Origin of the sequence: Streptomyces sp. NPDC101776, assembly GCF_044766845.1 — a bacterium.
GTDB lineage: Bacteria > Actinomycetota > Actinomycetes > Streptomycetales > Streptomycetaceae > Streptomyces.
In genome coordinates, this window is sequence record NZ_JBIWMV010000014.1 from 79,955 (window position 1) to 96,823 (window position 16,869).

At 70.0% G+C, this 16,869-nt stretch carries 22 protein-coding genes; 13 read left to right on the forward strand and 9 right to left on the reverse strand.

Annotated elements, in window-relative coordinates:
- Window positions 1-17: 17 nt before the first annotated feature.
- The 4 genes from ACIRRY_RS33980 to ACIRRY_RS33995 all read left to right on the forward strand — a co-directional run bounded on the left by ACIRRY_RS33980 (window position 18) and on the right by ACIRRY_RS33995 (window position 4,303).
- On the forward strand, window positions 18-620 hold the full coding sequence (locus tag ACIRRY_RS33980; protein ID WP_403980413.1) for a TetR/AcrR family transcriptional regulator: 603 nt from the start codon (window positions 18-20) through the stop codon (window positions 618-620).
- 139 nt (window positions 621-759) lie between these two features.
- Window positions 760-2,982, forward strand: a complete 2,223-nt coding sequence (locus ACIRRY_RS33985) for an MMPL family transporter (RefSeq protein WP_403980416.1) — start codon at window positions 760-762, stop codon at window positions 2,980-2,982.
- Window positions 2,983-3,080: 98 nt separating this feature from the next.
- Window positions 3,081-3,665: a hypothetical protein gene (locus ACIRRY_RS33990; RefSeq protein WP_403980419.1), complete on the forward strand. Its 585-nt coding sequence runs from the start codon at window positions 3,081-3,083 to the stop codon at window positions 3,663-3,665.
- A gap of 83 nt (window positions 3,666-3,748) precedes the next feature.
- On the forward strand, window positions 3,749-4,303 hold the full coding sequence (locus ACIRRY_RS33995) for an isochorismatase family protein (protein ID WP_403980422.1): 555 nt from the start codon (window positions 3,749-3,751) through the stop codon (window positions 4,301-4,303).
- On the opposite strand, the gene ACIRRY_RS34000 is transcribed toward ACIRRY_RS33995, so the two are convergent.
- Complete coding sequence (locus tag ACIRRY_RS34000; RefSeq protein WP_403980425.1) at window positions 4,293-4,691, reverse strand: ATP-binding protein; 399 nt, start codon at window positions 4,689-4,691, stop codon at window positions 4,293-4,295. The two genes, ACIRRY_RS33995 and ACIRRY_RS34000, sit on opposite strands and share 11 nt — an antisense overlap.
- Window positions 4,692-4,828: 137 nt before the next feature.
- Here ACIRRY_RS34000 and ACIRRY_RS34005 point away from each other — a divergent pair, with 137 nt between their 5' ends.
- The 6 genes from ACIRRY_RS34005 to ACIRRY_RS34030 all read left to right on the forward strand — a co-directional run bounded on the left by ACIRRY_RS34005 (window position 4,829) and on the right by ACIRRY_RS34030 (window position 8,692).
- On the forward strand, window positions 4,829-5,674 hold the full coding sequence (locus tag ACIRRY_RS34005) for a helix-turn-helix domain-containing protein (RefSeq protein ID WP_403980428.1): 846 nt from the start codon (window positions 4,829-4,831) through the stop codon (window positions 5,672-5,674).
- Window positions 5,671-5,856 carry a DUF397 domain-containing protein gene (locus ACIRRY_RS34010; RefSeq protein ID WP_403980431.1) on the forward strand — a complete coding sequence of 62 codons (186 nt, stop codon included), beginning with the start codon at window positions 5,671-5,673 and terminating at the stop codon, window positions 5,854-5,856. Before ACIRRY_RS34005 ends, ACIRRY_RS34010 begins: the two co-directional genes overlap by 4 nt.
- A gap of 38 nt (window positions 5,857-5,894) precedes the next feature.
- On the forward strand, window positions 5,895-6,809 hold the full coding sequence (locus ACIRRY_RS34015; RefSeq protein ID WP_403980434.1) for a GNAT family N-acetyltransferase: 915 nt from the start codon (window positions 5,895-5,897) through the stop codon (window positions 6,807-6,809).
- Window positions 6,809-7,075 (forward strand): M55 family metallopeptidase, encoded by a 267-nt coding sequence (locus ACIRRY_RS34020; RefSeq protein WP_403980437.1) that lies wholly within the window; start codon window positions 6,809-6,811, stop codon window positions 7,073-7,075. Before ACIRRY_RS34015 ends, ACIRRY_RS34020 begins: the two co-directional genes overlap by 1 nt.
- 373 nt (window positions 7,076-7,448) lie before the next feature.
- On the forward strand, window positions 7,449-7,961 hold the full coding sequence (locus tag ACIRRY_RS34025) for a YbaK/EbsC family protein (protein ID WP_403980440.1): 513 nt from the start codon (window positions 7,449-7,451) through the stop codon (window positions 7,959-7,961).
- Window positions 7,958-8,692 (forward strand): EamA family transporter, encoded by a 735-nt coding sequence (locus ACIRRY_RS34030; protein ID WP_403980443.1) that lies wholly within the window; start codon window positions 7,958-7,960, stop codon window positions 8,690-8,692. The genes ACIRRY_RS34025 and ACIRRY_RS34030 overlap by 4 nt, the downstream gene beginning before the upstream one ends.
- On the opposite strand, the gene arsM is transcribed toward ACIRRY_RS34030, so the two are convergent.
- Entirely contained in the window at window positions 8,689-9,465 is a 777-nt protein-coding gene (arsM, locus tag ACIRRY_RS34035) for an arsenite methyltransferase (RefSeq protein WP_403980447.1), read from the reverse strand. The two genes, ACIRRY_RS34030 and arsM, sit on opposite strands and share 4 nt — an antisense overlap.
- A gap of 67 nt (window positions 9,466-9,532) precedes the next feature.
- On the opposite strand from arsM, the gene ACIRRY_RS34040 reads away from it, so the two are divergent.
- The 3 genes from ACIRRY_RS34040 to ACIRRY_RS34050 are packed head-to-tail and all read left to right on the forward strand — an operon-like array spanning window position 9,533 to window position 11,062.
- Window positions 9,533-9,889, forward strand: a complete 357-nt coding sequence (locus ACIRRY_RS34040; protein WP_403980450.1) for an ArsR/SmtB family transcription factor — start codon at window positions 9,533-9,535, stop codon at window positions 9,887-9,889.
- Window positions 9,886-10,623, forward strand: a complete 738-nt coding sequence (locus ACIRRY_RS34045; protein ID WP_403980453.1) for an aquaporin — start codon at window positions 9,886-9,888, stop codon at window positions 10,621-10,623. Before ACIRRY_RS34040 ends, ACIRRY_RS34045 begins: the two co-directional genes overlap by 4 nt.
- A gap of 25 nt (window positions 10,624-10,648) precedes the next feature.
- Window positions 10,649-11,062 (forward strand): arsenate reductase ArsC, encoded by a 414-nt coding sequence (locus tag ACIRRY_RS34050; protein WP_403980456.1) that lies wholly within the window; start codon window positions 10,649-10,651, stop codon window positions 11,060-11,062.
- 12 nt (window positions 11,063-11,074) lie between these two features.
- On the opposite strand, the gene ACIRRY_RS34055 is transcribed toward ACIRRY_RS34050, so the two are convergent.
- The 7 genes from ACIRRY_RS34055 to cbiQ all read right to left on the reverse strand — a co-directional run bounded on the left by ACIRRY_RS34055 (window position 11,075) and on the right by cbiQ (window position 16,868).
- Window positions 11,075-11,497 carry a RidA family protein gene (locus ACIRRY_RS34055; protein WP_403980458.1) on the reverse strand — a complete coding sequence of 141 codons (423 nt, stop codon included), beginning with the start codon at window positions 11,495-11,497 and terminating at the stop codon, window positions 11,075-11,077.
- A 47-nt stretch (window positions 11,498-11,544) separates the two neighbouring features.
- A complete protein-coding gene (locus ACIRRY_RS34060) occupies window positions 11,545-13,023 on the reverse strand; it encodes a metallophosphoesterase (protein ID WP_403980461.1) in 1,479 nt (492 codons plus the stop codon).
- Window positions 13,024-13,090: 67 nt separating this feature from the next.
- Window positions 13,091-14,254, reverse strand: coding sequence for a serine hydrolase domain-containing protein (locus ACIRRY_RS34065; protein WP_403980463.1), 1,164 nt, complete (start codon window positions 14,252-14,254; stop codon window positions 13,091-13,093).
- Between the two features lie 35 nt (window positions 14,255-14,289).
- Window positions 14,290-14,766: an organic hydroperoxide resistance protein gene (locus tag ACIRRY_RS34070; protein WP_403980466.1), complete on the reverse strand. Its 477-nt coding sequence runs from the start codon at window positions 14,764-14,766 to the stop codon at window positions 14,290-14,292.
- 115 nt (window positions 14,767-14,881) lie between these two features.
- Window positions 14,882-15,358 (reverse strand): MarR family winged helix-turn-helix transcriptional regulator, encoded by a 477-nt coding sequence (locus ACIRRY_RS34075; RefSeq protein WP_403980468.1) that lies wholly within the window; start codon window positions 15,356-15,358, stop codon window positions 14,882-14,884.
- A complete protein-coding gene (locus ACIRRY_RS34080) occupies window positions 15,355-16,119 on the reverse strand; it encodes an energy-coupling factor ABC transporter ATP-binding protein (protein WP_403980471.1) in 765 nt (254 codons plus the stop codon). The genes ACIRRY_RS34075 and ACIRRY_RS34080 overlap by 4 nt, the downstream gene beginning before the upstream one ends.
- Window positions 16,107-16,868: a cobalt ECF transporter T component CbiQ gene (gene cbiQ / locus ACIRRY_RS34085; protein ID WP_403980473.1), complete on the reverse strand. Its 762-nt coding sequence runs from the start codon at window positions 16,866-16,868 to the stop codon at window positions 16,107-16,109. The genes ACIRRY_RS34080 and cbiQ overlap by 13 nt, the downstream gene beginning before the upstream one ends.
- Window position 16,869 lies beyond the last annotated feature (1 nt).

Genomic DNA, 16,869 nt, shown 5'->3' on the forward strand with positions numbered 1-16,869 from the left:
CTGGGAAGGTGAGTCGCATGACTGAAGTCGCAACGGCGCGTCGCAGTCGCATCACACCCGAGCGCGAGGCCGAGCTGTACTCGGCCGTGCTCGACCTGCTCCGCGAAGTCGGCTACGACGCCCTGACCATGGACGCCGTAGCGGCGCGCACCCGGTCCAGCAAGGCGACCCTCTACCGCCAGTGGGGCGGCAAGGCCGAGCTGGTGGCCAAAGCGGTGCGGCACAACAAGCCCGGCGCATCGGCCGCCGCCGTCAACACCGGTTCGCTCAGGGGCGACTTCCACGCCCTCACGATGCGGTCGGACGACTGCGAGATGGAACAGAACTCCGCGCTGATGCGGGGCCTGGCCATGGCGATGCACGGCAGCCCGGACCTCCTCAAGGCGTTCCGGGAACACCTCGTCGAGCCCGAGATGGCGGAGTTCCAGACGGTGCTCCAGCGGGCGGTCGACCGGGGTGAGATCCGTGCCGACAATCCGGCGATCGAATACATCGTGCACATGATGATCGGCGGGTTCGCCGCCCGCACCATGATCGACGAGCAGCCGCCCACCCAGGCCTTCCTGCTGTCGTACATCGACGCCGTGGTGCTCCCCGCACTGGGCGCACCCACCACCTGACACACCCAGCACCCCTGTCCACACCCAGCACGCCCACCTGACGTAACCGCTCACGTCGTCGGGCCGATCACCCGTGTCCCCAACCGGCTGATCACCCCTGCCCCGAAGAACCCCACGACCTGACCGGGAGTACGCCCTCGTGGCCACGTTCCTCTACAAAGTCGGCCGTCTCGCCTTCAGGCGACGCCACTTCGTCGCCCTCATCTGGATCGCCCTGCTGACCCTCGCGGGAGTCGGCGCGGCCAGCGCGCCCGCCGCGGGCTCCACCTCCTTCTCCATACCCGGGACCGAGGCCCAGAAGGCCTTCGACCTGCTCGACCAGCGCTTCCCCGGCTCCAGTTCGGACGGCGCCACCGCGCGCGTCGTCTTCAAGGCGCCGAGCGGCGAGAAGATGACCGACGCCGCCAACAGGGCGACCGTCGAGAAGACGGTGAAGGAGCTGTCCGACGGCTCCGAGGTCGTCTCCGTCTCCGACCCGTTCACCACGAACGCCGTGAGCAAGGACGGGACGGTCGCCTACACCTCGGTGAAGTACGACGTCGCCGGCATGGAACTCAAGGACACCAGCAAGGACGCCCTTGAGGACACCGCGGCCCAGGCCCGGGCCACCGGGCTGACCGTGGACGTCGGCGGTGACGCGCTCCAGGCCGCCGCGGAGATGGGCATCGGCGAGATCATCGGTGTCGCCCTCGCCGCGGTCGTCCTCCTCATCACCCTCGGCTCGCTCGTCTCGGCCGGTCTGCCGCTGCTGACGGCGATCATCGGGGTGGGGATCGGCGTCTCGACGATCACGGTCCTGGCGAAGGCGCTGGACCTGGGCTCGACGACCTCGACGCTGGCGATGATGATCGGCCTGGCCGTCGGCATCGACTACGCCCTGTTCATCGTCTCCCGCTACCGGGCCGAACTGGCCGAGGGCCGCGAACGCGAGGACGCGGCCGGCCGGGCCGTAGGCACCGCGGGTTCGGCGGTGGTCTTCGCCGGCCTGACGGTCGTCATCGCGCTGGCCGGACTCGCGGTCGTCAACGTGCCGATGCTGACCAAGATGGGTGTCGCGGCGGCCGGTACGGTCGTCGTCGCGGTGCTCATCGCGCTGACCATGATCCCGGCGCTGCTCGGCTACGCGGGCCGCAGGATCAGGCCCACCGGCGAGAAGGCCAAGTGGATGGGCGGCGGCAGCGCCAAGGAGGCGGCCAAGGCGGCCAGGCCGAACATGGGCACCCGCTGGGCGAGCTTCGTCGTACGGCGTCCCGCGGCCGTCCTGGTCCTCAGCGTGCTCGGCCTCGGCGCGATCGCGCTGCCGGCCAGCCAGCTCCAGCTGGGCCTGCCCGACGACAGCTCGCAGCCGACGTCCACCACCCAGCGACGGGCCTACGACCTCCTCGCGGAGGGCTTCGGTCCCGGCTTCAACGGCCCGCTGATGATCGTCGTGGACGCCAAGAACAGCGACGCGCCCAAGGCCGCCGCCACCACGGTGACCGACAAGATCAAGACCCTCGACGACGTCGTCTCGGTCAGCCCGGCCGTGTTCAACAAGGCCGGCGACACCGCGACGATCACCGTCGTGCCCGACTCCAAGCCGTCGTCGGTGACCACCGAGGACCTGGTGCACTCCATCCGGGGCGAGGGCGCCGGCATCGAGGCCGACACGGACGCGCAGGTGCTGGTCACCGGCACCACGGCGATGAACATCGACTTCTCCCAGAAGCTCAACGACGCCCTGATCCCGTACTTGGCCCTGGTCGTCGGCCTGGCGTTCCTGTTGCTGATCGTGGTCTTCCGCTCGATCCTGGTCCCGCTGAAGGCGGCCCTCGGCTTCCTGCTCAGCGTGCTCGCCTCGCTCGGCGCGGTCGTCGCCGTCTTCCAGTGGGGCTGGCTGGCGGGCCTGATCGGCGTGGAGGAGACCGGCCCGATCATGTCGATGATGCCGATCTTCCTGGTGGGCGTGGTCTTCGGCCTGGCGATGGACTACGAGGTGTTCCTCGTGACCCGGATGCGCGAGGCGTACGTCCACGGCGAGAAGCCCAGCCAGGCCGTCGTCACCGGGTTCAAGCACGGCGCGCGGGTCGTCACCGCCGCGGCGGTCATCATGATGGCGGTCTTCGCGGGCTTCATCACCTCCAGCGAGTCCATGGTCAAGATGATCGGATTCGGCCTGGCGGTCGCGGTCTTCTTCGACGCCTTCGTGGTCCGCATGGCGATCGTCCCCGCGGTGCTCGCCCTGCTGGGCAAGAAGGCCTGGTGGCTGCCGCAGTGGCTGAACCGGATCCTGCCCAACGTGGACGTCGAGGGCGAGGGCCTGCGCGACCTCGACGCCAAGAACTCGGATCCCGACGAGGACCGGGAGTTGGTCCGGGCCTGAGGCGGCTGCCGCGAGGCACTGAGGCACCGGGCAACTGATCTGCCGCGTCACCGAGTTCGGGTGGCGCGGCAGATCGCGTCGGTGACAGGGTGACGGACGTGACAGCACTCGACGAACTGGTGCGGCTGCTCGGCCCGTCGACTCCGCCGCGGCAACCATCGGCCGACGACTGGACAGAGACCGAGGCGTACGTCGCCTCCGCGCTGCCCGCCGACTTCAAGGCCTTTCTCGACGCCTACGGCACGGGCCTGATCTGCGACGAACTGGTGGTCTTCCACCCGCGGGGCACCACCCCCCTCCTGGACCGGATGCGAAAGATCCACGAGACGTTCGCCGCGAGCCGGCGCCGCAGCCCGACTCTCCACCCGTTCCCCTTCCACCCGGAACCCGGCGGCCTGATCTCCTGGGGCTACGACCACTCCGGCGACGAACACTTCTTCCGGCCCTGCGATCAGGACCCGGACCACTGGAAGATCGTCACCTACAGCCACGGGGCGGAACCGGAGGTGTTCGACGGACCGTTCACCGCGTTCGTCCTCGACTTCGTGGAACAGCTACGGACCCTGGACCCGCACCACGGACTCGACCCGGACGTACGGGAGTTCCTGGAGCCGGAGGACCTGGCAGAACTGGCGGAGCGGGGCGAGATCGGACCGGTGAAGCCGCGTTTCACACCGATCTGAACCTGGATTCAGCCGGATCCGAACCGACATTCAGGCGGATCCGAACCGAGCCGATGTCAGTGGGCCCAACTAGCGTGTCGGGCATGACCACACTCACAGAACGCCCCAACACCGCACTCCTGCTGATCGACGTCCAGGTCGGCGTCGTGGCGGACGCGTACGAGCGTGACGCGGTCGTCGCCAACATCGCCGCGCTGGTCGAGCGGGCACGCGAGGAAGACGTCCAGGTCGTCTGGATCCAGCACTCCGACGAGAACGTGCCGCTGGGCAGCGAGGCCTGGGAGTACGTCCCCGAACTGACCCGCCGCGACCCGGAACCCCTCGTCCCCAAGACCTACCCCGACTCCTTCGAGGACACGTCCTTGGAACAGGTACTCGCCGAGGCCGGGGTCGGACGCCTGGTGGTGACCGGCGCGTCCACCGACGCGTGCATCCGCTCCACGCTCCACGGCGCCTTCGTCCGCGGCTACGACGTGACACTCGTCGGCGACGCCCACACCACGTCGGACCTCAGCCGTTGGGGTGCGCCGCCCCCGGACCAGGTCATCGCCCACACGAACCTGTACTGGAAGTACCACACGGCCCCGGGCCGTACGGCGGCGGTCGAACCGACGAAGGACGTCGCCCTCACACCCTGACCTCCGCCCAGACGGTCTTGCGCGGATGCGGCCCCGGAGCGACACCCCACCGGTCCGCGAGCGCGTCCACCAGCAGCAGCCCCCGCCCCGACTCGGCACCGGGGTCCCCGAGTTGAAGCCGCGGGAGCCGATCACCCCGGGTGTCCGACACCTCGATACGGAGCGTCCCGGCGACGACGTACAGCGTCAGCCGGAAGTCCCGCCCCGCGACGCGTCCATGCGTGACGGCATTGGCCGCGAGCTCGGCGACGATGTGCTCCGCGCGGTCCAACGGCACCTCCCAGGAACGGAGTTGCTCCTTGGCGAGCAGCCGGGCGAGGCGGGCGCCCCGAGGAGTGGGGGAGAGGAGAACGGTGAAGTTGGGAGGGGCGGCGGTTCCTTGATTCATGTCACTCAGAGTGGCTCGGTTTGCTTCCCTGGGTGAGTGATGGAGTGGGTGCGTAGCGTTACCGTCTCGCCTTTGTCCCGCACTGTCTCGGCTGTCTCGGCGGTTGTACGGGTACGGAAGCGCGATGGAGGTGGGGCATGAACGAGGTTGAGGACGAGGCCGGTTGGGATGTCGAACCCGGCGACGAGATCGAGCCGTTGGTGCAGGCGGTGGGGAGGATGCTCAGGGTTTTCCGGGAGTTGGCGGGGCTGCGGGTGTCCGAGGTGGCGGTCGCCATGGGCTACGGCGAGGACATGATCCGGAAGATCGAGCGGGGGGTGCGGATCCCGAGGCCGGAGTTCCTGGACAGGGTCGACCAACTCGTGAACGCGGGCGGCCACTTGAGGGCGTTCATGGAGGACATGCAGAAGGCTCGGTATCCGAAGAAGGTGCGGGAGCTGAAGGAGTTGGAAGACCGGGCCGTTGAGGTGCTGGTCTACAACAACCACAACCTGCACGGCCTGTTGCAGACGCCGGAATACGCGCGGGCGTTGTTCGGGATGGTGCTGCCCCCCTACTCCAAGGACGAGGTCGAGCGAGGGATCGCCGCACGTATGGCGAGGAAAGCGATCTTCGAGCGGGAGCCGGCGCCGATGCTCATGTTCATCCAGGAGCAGGTGACGCTGGAACGACCCTACGGAGGGGAGGCTGTGCTGCGCCGACAGCTTCAACACCTCTTGGAGGTAGGACAGTTGCGGAATGTCTCGCTCCAGGTCATGCCCACTGACAGCCAGGAGCACGGCGGGGTGCACGGCATGATCCAGGTGATGAAGTTTGCAGACGGCTCTGCGGTCGGGCGGTCCGACGGTGCGTTCAGCGGTCGGCCGGTCTCAGACCCCAAGGATCTTCGTATCCTGGAAATGCGGCATGGGATGATCCGGTCGCAGGCTCTCACGCCCAGGGAGTCGCTGGCCTTCATCGAGCAGGCGCTGGGGAGACTATGAACACGCCAGAACTCCACTGGTTCAAGAGCAGCTACAGCGACAGCGGGGATATCAATGACTGCGTTGAAGTGGCCATAGCCCCCTCCGCGATCCATGTCCGCGACTCGAAGAACAAGCCGGGTGCGCAGGTGACCCTCTCCACACCCGTGTGGGGTGAGTTCGTCGCGTACGTTTCGAAGTGAGTACTGAACCGAGTCGAGTACATCCGGGACCATGAACCATGCTTCCGGACACCTGGCACCTCACCGAAGACATCGAGGACTTACTGGCCCGCGCCGGAGGCTTTCTCCGTTCGCGCCCTGCTCTGCACAACACGCCGCTCACCACACTGGAGAAGTGGCGGACCCGACCGGGCGCGTTCACCCCAGGAGCCGTCCTCTTCGGCCGACTTGAGTCGGCGGGCGAGACCCAAGCGATCTTCTACCGTTCGCCGACCCGCCGACTGATCCTCACTCCGCTCTCCTCCGAGCGGGCCGACGCCCTCGTCGTCCATCTGGCCGGCCTCGGCCACGGCCTCGCCGGTGTCACCGCGGACCATGACACCGCCACCGCATTCGCCGAAGCCTGGCAGCGGCACACTGGCGCGACAACCACACTTCGCGTCCGGATGCACCTCTACCGTCTCGGCACCCTCACCCCGCCGAACCCGCACCCGGACGGTCACAGCCGCCCAGTGGGCGAGCAGGACCACGACCACCTCATGCGCTGGTGCCGTGAACTCGCCGTCGACCTCGGTGAGACCGTCACCATCGACGCCGTCTCCTGGGCCGGCACCCGCTTCGCTGAGAAGACCTACACCTTCTGGGAGACCCCCGACGGCACCCCCGTCTCCATGGCAGGCGTGAATCCGATGATCGCCGGAATGGTCCGGGTGGACCCCGTCTACACCCCGGCCCACCTCCGCGGACTCGGCTACGCAGCCGCCGTCACCGCAGAGGTGAGCCGGGCCGCGCGCGCCGCAGGCGCCACAGAGGTCGTGCTCTACACGGACGCGGGCAACCCCACCAGCAATGCCCTCTACCAACGCCTCGGATACCGCCGGATCACCGACTGGGCTCCGTACGACTTCGGCCACGCCCCATCAGAAGCCAGCCAGGAAGCAGTGCCCCCGGGAGGCGCGGCGGACGGCGGCTGATGATGGCGGAGGACGTCAACGCGGCCGTACGTGGTGCCGTTACGCCTGGCGCCACCGACATCTGGCTGGCCGGCCGGCCTGTCGGTGAGATCGGCCTGGCCCACGCGACCGCGGCCGCCATCGGCGTTGCCTTGACGGTCCTCACCGGCGACGACTGCGCCTGCACAGAGATGACGGAATGGGACGCCTCGGTGAGGACGGGGGCCGTGAAACACGCGCGGGACCGGTTCGCAGCATCCCTGACCAACCAGCCACCGTACTGCTGAGTGCCATGCCTGATCCAGGCATGGCATGTCTCGCCCTGCTCCGGTTGGCTGGGTAGGGCGAGGTCGAGACCCGCTTCTAGGCTGTTCATCGCAGAAATGTGACAGTGGGGGGTCGATTGGTGTCGCATCTCCCCGCCCTGCAGACCCTGTCCTCTCTGGAAGCTGGGGTCTCTTCTAACCGGTCAAGGTGCATGACGGTGGTTAGTTTTACCCCCAGCTTCCAGCACCCACCCATCCGCCCGCCGCTGGCCGCCGAGCCGACCCGGCGTGCTGGCGAGGCGCGAGCGCGCTCCTTCACTCCGGCCGAGAAGCGAGTGGCCCAACGTTCGGAACTCAGTCGCAGGCCCAGTGCACCCGCCGCTACCGTGCCCCCATGACCACGAACAACACCGAGAACGACAACTCCGGCGCGAACCCCCGATTCGCCGAAGCGCTGAGGGAGTTGGGACTCGGGGAGTTGCTCGGCAGCATCCGGCGCTTCCCGGACGCCACCCGTACCGCGGCAGAGGCCGCCGCAGCGATCGGGTGCGAGTTGAGTGAGATCTGCAAGTCGTTGATCTTCGCGGCGGACGGGGTTCCAGTACTGGTGCTGATGGACGGCGCATCAAGGGTGGACCTGGAACTCGTCCGGAAGGAGCTCGGCGTAGAGAAGGTCACGCGGGCCAAGGTGGACGTCGTACGGGAGACGACCGGGTACGCCATCGGAGGCGTGCCGCCCTTCGGCCACCGTACGAAGACCCGTGTGCTCGCTGACAGGTCACTCCTCGCGCATGACGTCGTATGGGCCGCCGCAGGCAATCCGCATGCCGTGTTTCCCATGGAGCCGAAGGAACTCGTCGCACACGCAGGTGCCACCTTGGTGGACGTGCGCGAGCAGCCCTCGTGACCCCGCTGGTCGCCGCCGCCGTCCTGCTCGCAGCGGTCACCCACGCCTGTTGGAACGCCCTCGCCCACCGCATCACGGACAAGCTCATCGGCTTCACGCTGATCGCGGGCGGCGGTGCGCTGATCGGCTTCGCGCTGGCGCCGTTCGCCGCGTTCCCGGCGGCTGAGGCGTGGCCGTATCTGATCGTGTCGGGCGTCATCCACGTCGTGTACTTCGTGCTGCTGATGCAGTCCTTCCGGCTGGGGGACTTCGGGCAGGCGTACCCCATCGCGCGCGGCACCGCACCTCTCGTCGTGACCGTCCTCGCCGCCGTCTTCGCCCACGAGGTGCCGAACGCCTGGGCCGCCGCCGGCATCGCCCTGTCGTGCACGGGCCTGACCGGCGTCGCCCTGTGGGGAATGCGCGGGCGGAGGCCCGACTGGGCTGCGATCGAGGGACTGGTCATCCCGGCGTACGCGCTGCACCGCTGGCGAGGCCAATTCCTCACGACACTACGGCCGTTCGCCGCCGTCGGCTTCCTCGGCGCGGCCTTGTCGGTGACCGCGTACGCCCTCGTCCTGTGGGCCCAGACCCGCGCCGAACTCGCCCCCATCGCCGCCCTGCGCGAGTCCTCGATCATCGTCGGCGCGGCCATCGGAGCCGTCTTCTTCAAGGAACGCTTCGGAGCCCCACGTATCGCGGCGGCCGGACTGCTGGTCATCGGCATCGGGCTCATGCTGCGTGCCGGTTAGGGCTCTGTCGTGGGCTCTGCCGTGGGCTTGTCCGCGCGGATGACGGCCGAGTGCATGCCGTCGGCGACCGAGTGGGTCGGGGTGATCTCGATGTGCGTGAAGCCGGCCGCCTCCAGGCCTTGGCGGTATTCGGTGAAGGACAGGGCTCCGGCGATGCAGCCGACGTAGTCTCCGCGCTCGGCCCGCTGGGTGGGGGTGAGGGTGTCGTCGGCGACCACGTCGGAGATGCCGATCCGACCGCCGGGCCGTAGGACGCGGAAGGTCTCGGTGAAGACGGTCGGCTTGTCGGTGGACAGGTTGATCACGCAGTTGGAGATCACGACGTCGATGGTGTTCGCGGGCAGCGGGATCGCCTCGATGGTGCCCTTGAGGAACTCCACGTTCGTGGCGCCCGCCCTGGCCGCGTTGGCCAGGGCGAGGGCGAGCATCTCCTCGGTCATGTCCAGGCCGTACGCCTTGCCGGTCGGGCCGACGCGGCGGGCCGAGAGCAGGACGTCGATGCCGCCGCCGGAGCCGAGGTCGAGGACGCGTTCGCCCTCGCGCAGTTCCGCGACGGCGGTCGGGTTGCCGCAGCCCAGCGAGGCCGCGACCGCCTCGGTGGGCAGCGCGTCGCGCTCGTCGGCGGCGTAGAGAGTCGAGCCGAAGTTCTCCTCGTCGATCTCGACCGGCTGCGGTCCGCAGCAGGCCGTGCCGCCCTCGGTCACCTGCACGGCTGCCGCCGCGTATCGCAGGCGGACCGTTTCGCGCAGGTCGGTGGTGGGCTGTTCGCTCATGAGTCGCTCCCAGGTGTCTGCTGCCTGCCACCTTGCGCTCTGTATCGAAGAACGTCAACATAGAAGCATGTCGAAACAAGAGCTTGCCGCCTGCTGCCCCGGGCTGGGCGCCGCGCCGCTCGACGAGGAGCAGGCAGTCGATCTGGCGAAGGTCTTCAAGGCCCTCGGCGACCCGGTGCGGCTGCGGCTGATGTCGATGATCGCCTCGCGGGGTGACGGGGGTGAGGTGTGCGTGTGTGAGCTGACACCTGCCTTCGAGCTCTCCCAGCCGACGATCTCCCATCACCTCAAGCTGCTGCGCCAGGCCGGGCTCATCGACTGCGAGCGGCGCGGGACCTGGGTGTACTACTGGGTGCTGCCCGGCGTGCTGGAGCGGCTCGCCGCGTTCCTGACCGCTCCGGAGCCGGCCGGGGCCCGCGCGTGAACGCTCCGCTCGGTCGCCGGGTCGTCGCGGAGGCGATCGGTACCGGGCTGCTGGTGGCGGTGGTCGTCGGCTCCGGCATTCAGGCCACCGGGCTGTCGCACGACGCCGGTGTGCGGCTGCTCGCCAACTCCCTCGCCACCGTGTTCGGCCTGGGCGTGCTGATCGCCGTGTTCGGGCCGGTCTCCGGCGCGCACTTCAACCCGGTCGTCACCCTCGCCGCATGGTTCGGCGGACGTCGGACCCCCGGCGGGTTCACCCTGCGGGATCTCGCCGCATACGTACCCGCCCAGGTCGTGGGGGCGGTCGGCGGTGCGGTCCTGGCCGACGCGATGTTCGGCGAACCGCTGGTGAAGTTCTCCGCGCACGAGCGCTTCGCGGGGCATCTGTGGCTGGGGGAGGTCGTCGCCACGGGTGGACTGGTTCTGGTGGTGCTCGGGCTGGGGCGGGTCGGCCGAGTCGCGCTCGCCCCGGCGGCCGTGGCCTCGTACATCGGTGCCGCCTACTGGTTCACCTCCTCCACGGCGTTCGCGAACCCGGCGGTGACCATCGGACGGGCCTTCACCGACACCTTCGCCGGGATCGCGCCCGCCTCCGTCGCCCCGTTCATCGCCGCCCAACTGCTCGGCGGCGCGCTCGGGTTCGGGGTCGTGGCTGTCGTCCACGGTCCGGTGCGCGAGCAGCACCCCGGCCTGCTGACCGAACCCAAGTCCCGGCCCCAGCCCGTCAGTTCCTGATCACGTCCCGAGAAAGTCACCCGCCATGAGTACGTCCCCCTCGCGCCCCTCCGTGCTGTTCGTCTGTGTCCACAACGCCGGTCGCTCACAGATGGCCGCCGCCTTCCTCACCCACCTCGCGGGCGACCGCGTCGAGGTCCGTTCCGCAGGCTCGGCTCCCGCCGACACCGTCAACCCGGCCGTGGTCGAAGCGATGGGGGAGGTCGGCGTCGACATCGCCGCCGAGGTTCCGAAGGTCCTCACCGTGGAGGCCGTGCAGGCGTCCGACGTCGTGATCAGCATGGGGTGCGGCGACACCTGCCCCGTCTTCCCCGGCAAGCGGTACCTGGACTGGCAGCTCGACGACCCCGCGGGGCAGGGCGTCGAGGCCGTACGCCCGATCCGGGACGCGATCGAGACGCGCGTCCGCGTGCTGATCTCGGAAGTGGCGCCTGCCTGAGAGCCGCTCCGGTCAGGCCTGCCGTACCGCCACCGCGTCCACCTCGAACAGCATCCCCGGCAGCGCGAGCGACGCGACCCCGCTCAGCGTCTGGGCCGGCAGCCGGTCGCCGAAGTGCGCGTGCAGCGCCTTGCCCAGGGTCTCCAGCTTCGCGAGGTCGTGATCGACGACGAACGTCCCCAGCCGCACCACGTGTTCGAACCCGAGCCCCACTCCCGCAAGGGCCGACCGGAGCCGAGCGAAGGCCACCTCCACCTGCGCCGCGAAGTCCCCCGGCACCGGCGCACCCGTCTCGTCGGACGCGTACTGCCCGCCGATGAAGACCAGTTCACCGGGCGCCGACACAGCATGGCTGTACCCGAAGGGGGCGGGGTCGTGGAGCGCGGGCGGATTGGTGATCGTACGGGCGTCAGCGCTGTCGTTCTTGGGCGTCATGGACGGGAAACGTCCCGCACACTCCGACCATTCCGTTCCCGCGCCCCTCAACCAACAGCCACCCCCAACGAACCGACCCCGCTCAAGTCGTGCGCCCGCACACTGTTGCGGTCCGTCGCCGCCCGCCCCAACGCATGATGCGGCCACAACCCACCCGCCACCCGCCGAGACCGCTCCCCCCACTCCCGCGCCTCGACACCGCCGGCCTTGTAGTGGTTGAGCGCATACCCCCCGGAGTACACCCGCAGCAGCAGAAACCCTCCGGGATAGTCCTTCGCGGCGGTCACCTCCTGCTGAACGACATGCGGCGCCCGCACCAGCACGGTCCGCTTGTTGCGATGGGTGTGCCCCGCGTGGTGAAGAAAGACCCCCGGCGCCGAGGCGTACGCGTCGACGATCGCCCGAGCCTGCCGCCGATCCAGCTGCTGCCCGCGGGTCACCGGGAACACGGAGTCCCGTACCGTCAGCGGATGGTGACCGAAGACGACGGTCGGCCGGTCCGGTTCGGCTCGGAGCCGGCCCCGGAACCAGGACAGCTGCTCCTCACCGAGCCCGCCCGCGTCACCCCCGTTGCCGGCCTTGGCGTACGTGTCGAGCCCGATGATCCGCAGCCCGCCGAGATCGTGGGCGAAACAGCCGGGCCCGCCGCCACTGCCGAACCCCTCACGGAACCCCTCCCGGAACGTGTCGGCGGAGCCCTCCGCACGGTCGTGGTTGCCGCGTACGACGAAGTAGTCCCGGCCTAGCGTGCCGAAGCCGTCCAGGATGCGTCTGGCCTCGGCCAGGTCCCGCGGCGATCCGCCCGCCGAGATGTCCCCGGCGGCGAGCAGGACGTCCGCCCCGCGCCGCTTGGCCTCCTCGACCAGGGCCCGGGTCATGAGCTCCGGATAGGCGTCGAGGCCCGCAGCCTGCGACACCCCGCGCAGCAGGGGGAAGCCCGCCATCAGGCCCGCGGTGGTCTCGCCGAGGTGCAGGTCGTTGCAGAGGGCGATGGACAGCAGGTGCCTGCCGGGCGGGGGCTGGGGCGTGGTGAAGGAGTACGTGCCGGTCAGCGAGCGGAGGCCGTGCCGCGAGGTGCCGACGGCGTTCCCGCGCACGTGCTGCAACGGCGTCGGTACGGCCGTCACGCCCCGGGAGCGCGCCCGGTAGTAGTACGTCTGCCCGGGCTCCAGGCCGGTCAGCTCCACCTGGTGGTGCGCGGTGGGCCGGTCCTCGGCCGCGACGCGGTTGAGCCGGGCCGGGTGGGTGCCGTAGACGACCTCGCCCTCGGTGACCGCGGGGAGCGGGTGGCCGAGGCCGTCGTCGGTACCGGGTATCCGGGTGTGCCAGGTGATGATGGCGCTGTCCTCGGTGAGGGTGACCAACTCCAGGTGTACGGCGGCCAGTTGGCGGTATTTGCCGCGCGGGATACCGGCGTGGGCGGCACGCAGCAGGGCCGGGGCGAGCAGCGTTCCGGAGCGCAGGACGTCGTAGGGAGTCGGGAGCGCGGCGAAGGCCGCGAGGGGAGCCGAGAAACAGCAGCGCATACCCCATTGTTGCCCCGGGGCCGTGAACACAGGCCGCGGTGCCGACGGCCACAGCCGTACCAGTGCGCTACGACAGGGCGGTGCGCACCGCTCTGACCAGCGCCTGCGCCCGTGGATCAGCCGTCACGCTCTTGCGGAACGAATTCGTCACATACCCGAACGCGATGCCCGAGGCGGGGTCCGCGAAGCCCAGTGCGCCGCCCCGGCCCGGGTGGCCGAAGGAGCCCTCCGAGAGGAGCGGGGACGCGCCGCCGTGCAGCATGTAGCCCAGGCCGAAACGGGTGTTGATCACCAGCACGCGGTCCGGGCCCGACGAGCGTTCCGCGCGGGCCGGCTCGGCCGTCTCCGGGGCGAACAGCCGTGCCCCGCCGTCCACTTCGCCGATCAGGGAGGCGTAGAAACGGGCCAGTCCGTCCGCCGTCGCGATGCCGTTCGACGCGGGGAGTACGGCGGCCCGGTACGCCGCGTCGTTCTCGTCCGGCATCGGCGTGATCGCCCCGAACGCGCGCCGGGTGAGGGAGTCCGGGTTCGCGTACGCCTCGGAGACCGACCGCTTGGGGCGTGTACGGAGGGCCCCCGCGTCCGCCGCCGGTGCCTCCGACTGCGCCACCCGGCCCACCCGAGCGGCCTCACCGGCGGGCAGACCCACCCAGAGATCCGCCCCGACCGGTCCCGCGATCTCGTCCGCGATCCACTCGCCGATCGACCGGCCCGTCACCCGGCGGACGAGTTCACCGGTCAGCCAGCTGTACGTCTGCGCGTGATACCCGTGGTCCGTGCCCGGCTCCCACACCGGTGCCTGCGCCGCCACCGCCGCCGCACCCTGCACCGGATCGGCGGCCTGCACCGGGGTCAGCGGCCGGTCCAGCACCGGCACACCCGCGCGATGCGCGAGCAGATGCCACACCAGGGTCCGCTCCTTGCCGGCCGCCTTGTACTCGGGCCAGTACTCGCCCACCGGGGCGTCCAGGTCCAGCTCCCCGCGCTCCGCCAGCAGGAGCAGCGCCGCGGCCGCCACGCCCTTCGTCGCCGAGCGGACGATCTGGGCCGTGTCCCGCTGCCAGGGCGCGGTGCCGTCGACGTCCTTGGTGCCCGCCCACAGATCCACGACCCGGTGCCCGTCGCGGTACACCGTCACCGCCGCGCCCCGGTCCCCGCGCGCCTCGAAGTTCCCCACGAACGCGTCCCTGACCGGCTCGAAGCCCTCGGCCACCACACCGTTCACGTCCACGCCCGTGCTCCTCGTTCCGCCGTACGGCCCCTCTCTCAACCAAGCAGGATCGTCACGTCGATGTTCCCGCGCGTCGCGTTCGAGTACGGGCAGACCTCGTGCGCCGCGTCCACCAGCTTCGCCGCGATGCCCGCGTCGAGGATCGGCAGGGACACGCTCAGGGCGACCGCGAGGCCGTAGCCGCGCTGCTTGTTGGGGCCGATGCCGACCTTCGCGGCGACCGTGGAACCGGTCAGGTCGAAGCCCGCCCTACGGCCGACCAGGACCAGCGCGTTGTGGAAGCAGGAGCTGTAGCCGGCCGCGAAGAGCTGCTCGGGGTTGGTGCCGTTGCCGTCGCCGCCCAGGGCCGGGGGCATCGCGACCTGGAGGGCGAGCTGGCCGTCCTGGCTGCTGACGAAGCCGTCCCGGCCGCCGTGGGCGGTGGCCTCGGCGACGTACATGATCTTCGTCGGGCGGGTGTCGACGGCGGTGGCTGCTGCGTTCGCGGCGGTGGCAGCGGTGTCGTCGGTCATGGCGGGACCTCCCCCGGGGCGGAAACACAAGAGTGTGCAACTACATCGCGCACAAGATACTGACCGGTAGGTGACGCATGGCCAGCAGGGGGTGTAAACCGTCGGTAACCCGAGGTCAGCGGGCCCGTTCCGCCGCCGCCCCCGCGCGCTCCGCCAGCCGCCACAGTTCCCCGCGCAGACGGGCCACCTCCGGCAGCTCCAGTTCCGTCGCCGCGAGCAGCGCGCCGGGGACACGGGTCGCCCGCTCCCTGAGGGCCGTGCCGCGCTCCGTGCACGCGACCAGCACCGAGCGCTCGTCGTGCGCCGCGCGCTCCCGGTGCACGAGCCCCGCCGCCTCCAGGCGTTTCAGCAGCGGCGACACCGTGCCGTAGTCGAGGCGCAGGGCGGCGGCCAGGTCCTTGACCGTGCTCTCGCCGCGCTCCCACAGGACGAGGAGGACGAGGTACTGCGGGTAGGTCAGCTCCAACTCCTCCAGGAGCGGGCGGTACGCGGCCGTCAGCGCCCGCTGGGCCGCGTACAGCGCGAAGCACAACTGCTCGTCGAGGAGCAGCGACCCGGCATCCGTACGGTCCTCGTGGTCCTCGTTCGTCACGCGCCCATTGTCACGGACCGCGGGTCGAACCCGAAGGGCAACTCCAGACGATGGGCCCGCATCAGGGCGTCGTCGGAGAGGAGTTCGCCGGTCTTGCCGTCCGCCGCGATCACGCCCTCGCTCAGGATCAGCGCGCGCGGGCACAGCTCCAGCGCGTACGGCAGGTCGTGCGTGACCATGAGGACCGTCACGTCCAACGACCGCAGGATGTCGGCCAGTTCGCGGCGCGAGGCGGGGTCGAGGTTCGAGGAGGGCTCGTCGAGGACGAGGATCTCGGGTTCCATCGCCAGCACCGTGGCCACGGCCACCCGCCGCCGCTGCCCGAACGACAGATGGTGCGGGGGACGGTCCGCGAAGTCCGCCATGCCCACCGACTCCAGTGCCGTACGCACCCGTTGCTCCAGCTCGGCGCCCTTCGTCCCGGCCGCCGCCGGGCCGAACGCCACGTCCTCGCGGACCGTCGGCATGAAGAGCTGGTCGTCCGGATCCTGGAAGACGATGCCGACCCGGCGCCTGATCTCCGCCATGTGCCGCTTGCCGACCGGGAGTCCGGCCACCGTCACCGTGCCCGCGCCGCCCGTGAGGATGCCGTTGAGGTGCAGGACGAGGGTGGTCTTGCCGGCGCCGTTCGGGCCGAGCAGCGCGACCCGTTCACCGCGCGCGACGGTGAAGTCGACGCCGAACAGAGCCTGATGGCCGTCGGGATAGGCGAAGGCCAGCCCGGAGACCTCCAACGAAAGGGAATCGGTCACAGCGTCCATCCCAACAGGCATACGGCAAAGGCGGTACAGGGCAGTGCGAGGGCGTACGACCACTGCGCGCGGGACGCCGTCACCTCGTCGATCACCGGCATGGAACCCGCGTAACCCCGGCTCACCATGGCCAGATGGACCCGCTCCCCGCGTTCGTAGGAGCGGATGAACAGCGCGCCCGCCGACTTCGCGAGCACACCCCAGTGGCGGACACCCCGGGCCTCGAAACCCCGTGACTCGCGGGCGATCCGCATCCGCCGCATCTCGTCGGTGATGACATCGCCGTAGCGGATCATGAAGGACGCGATCTGGACGAGGAGCGGTGGGAGCTTCAACCGCTGGAGGCCCAGGAGGAGTTCGCGGAGTTCGGTGGTGGCGGCGAGGAGGACGGAGGCGGCCACGCCGAGGGTGCCCTTCGCGAGGACGTTCCAGGCGCCCCAGAGGCCGTTCACGCTCAACTCCAGGCCCAGGAAGGTCACTTGCTCGCCCTCCGCCACGAACGGCATGAGGACCGCGAACGCGACGAAGGGGATCTCGATCAGCAGGCGGCGGAGCAGGAAGGCGGCGGGTACGTGGGCCGCGCGGGCCACCAGCCCCAGCAGTACCGCGTACACCGCGAACGCCCACATCGCCTCGCGCGGGGTCGACACCACGACCACCACGAACGCGAAGACCGCGGCCAGTTTGGTGTGCGGGGGCAGCGCGTGGACGGGGGAGTGGCCGTGCCGGTAGAGGCGGTGGGCGTGGCCCGCGCCCATC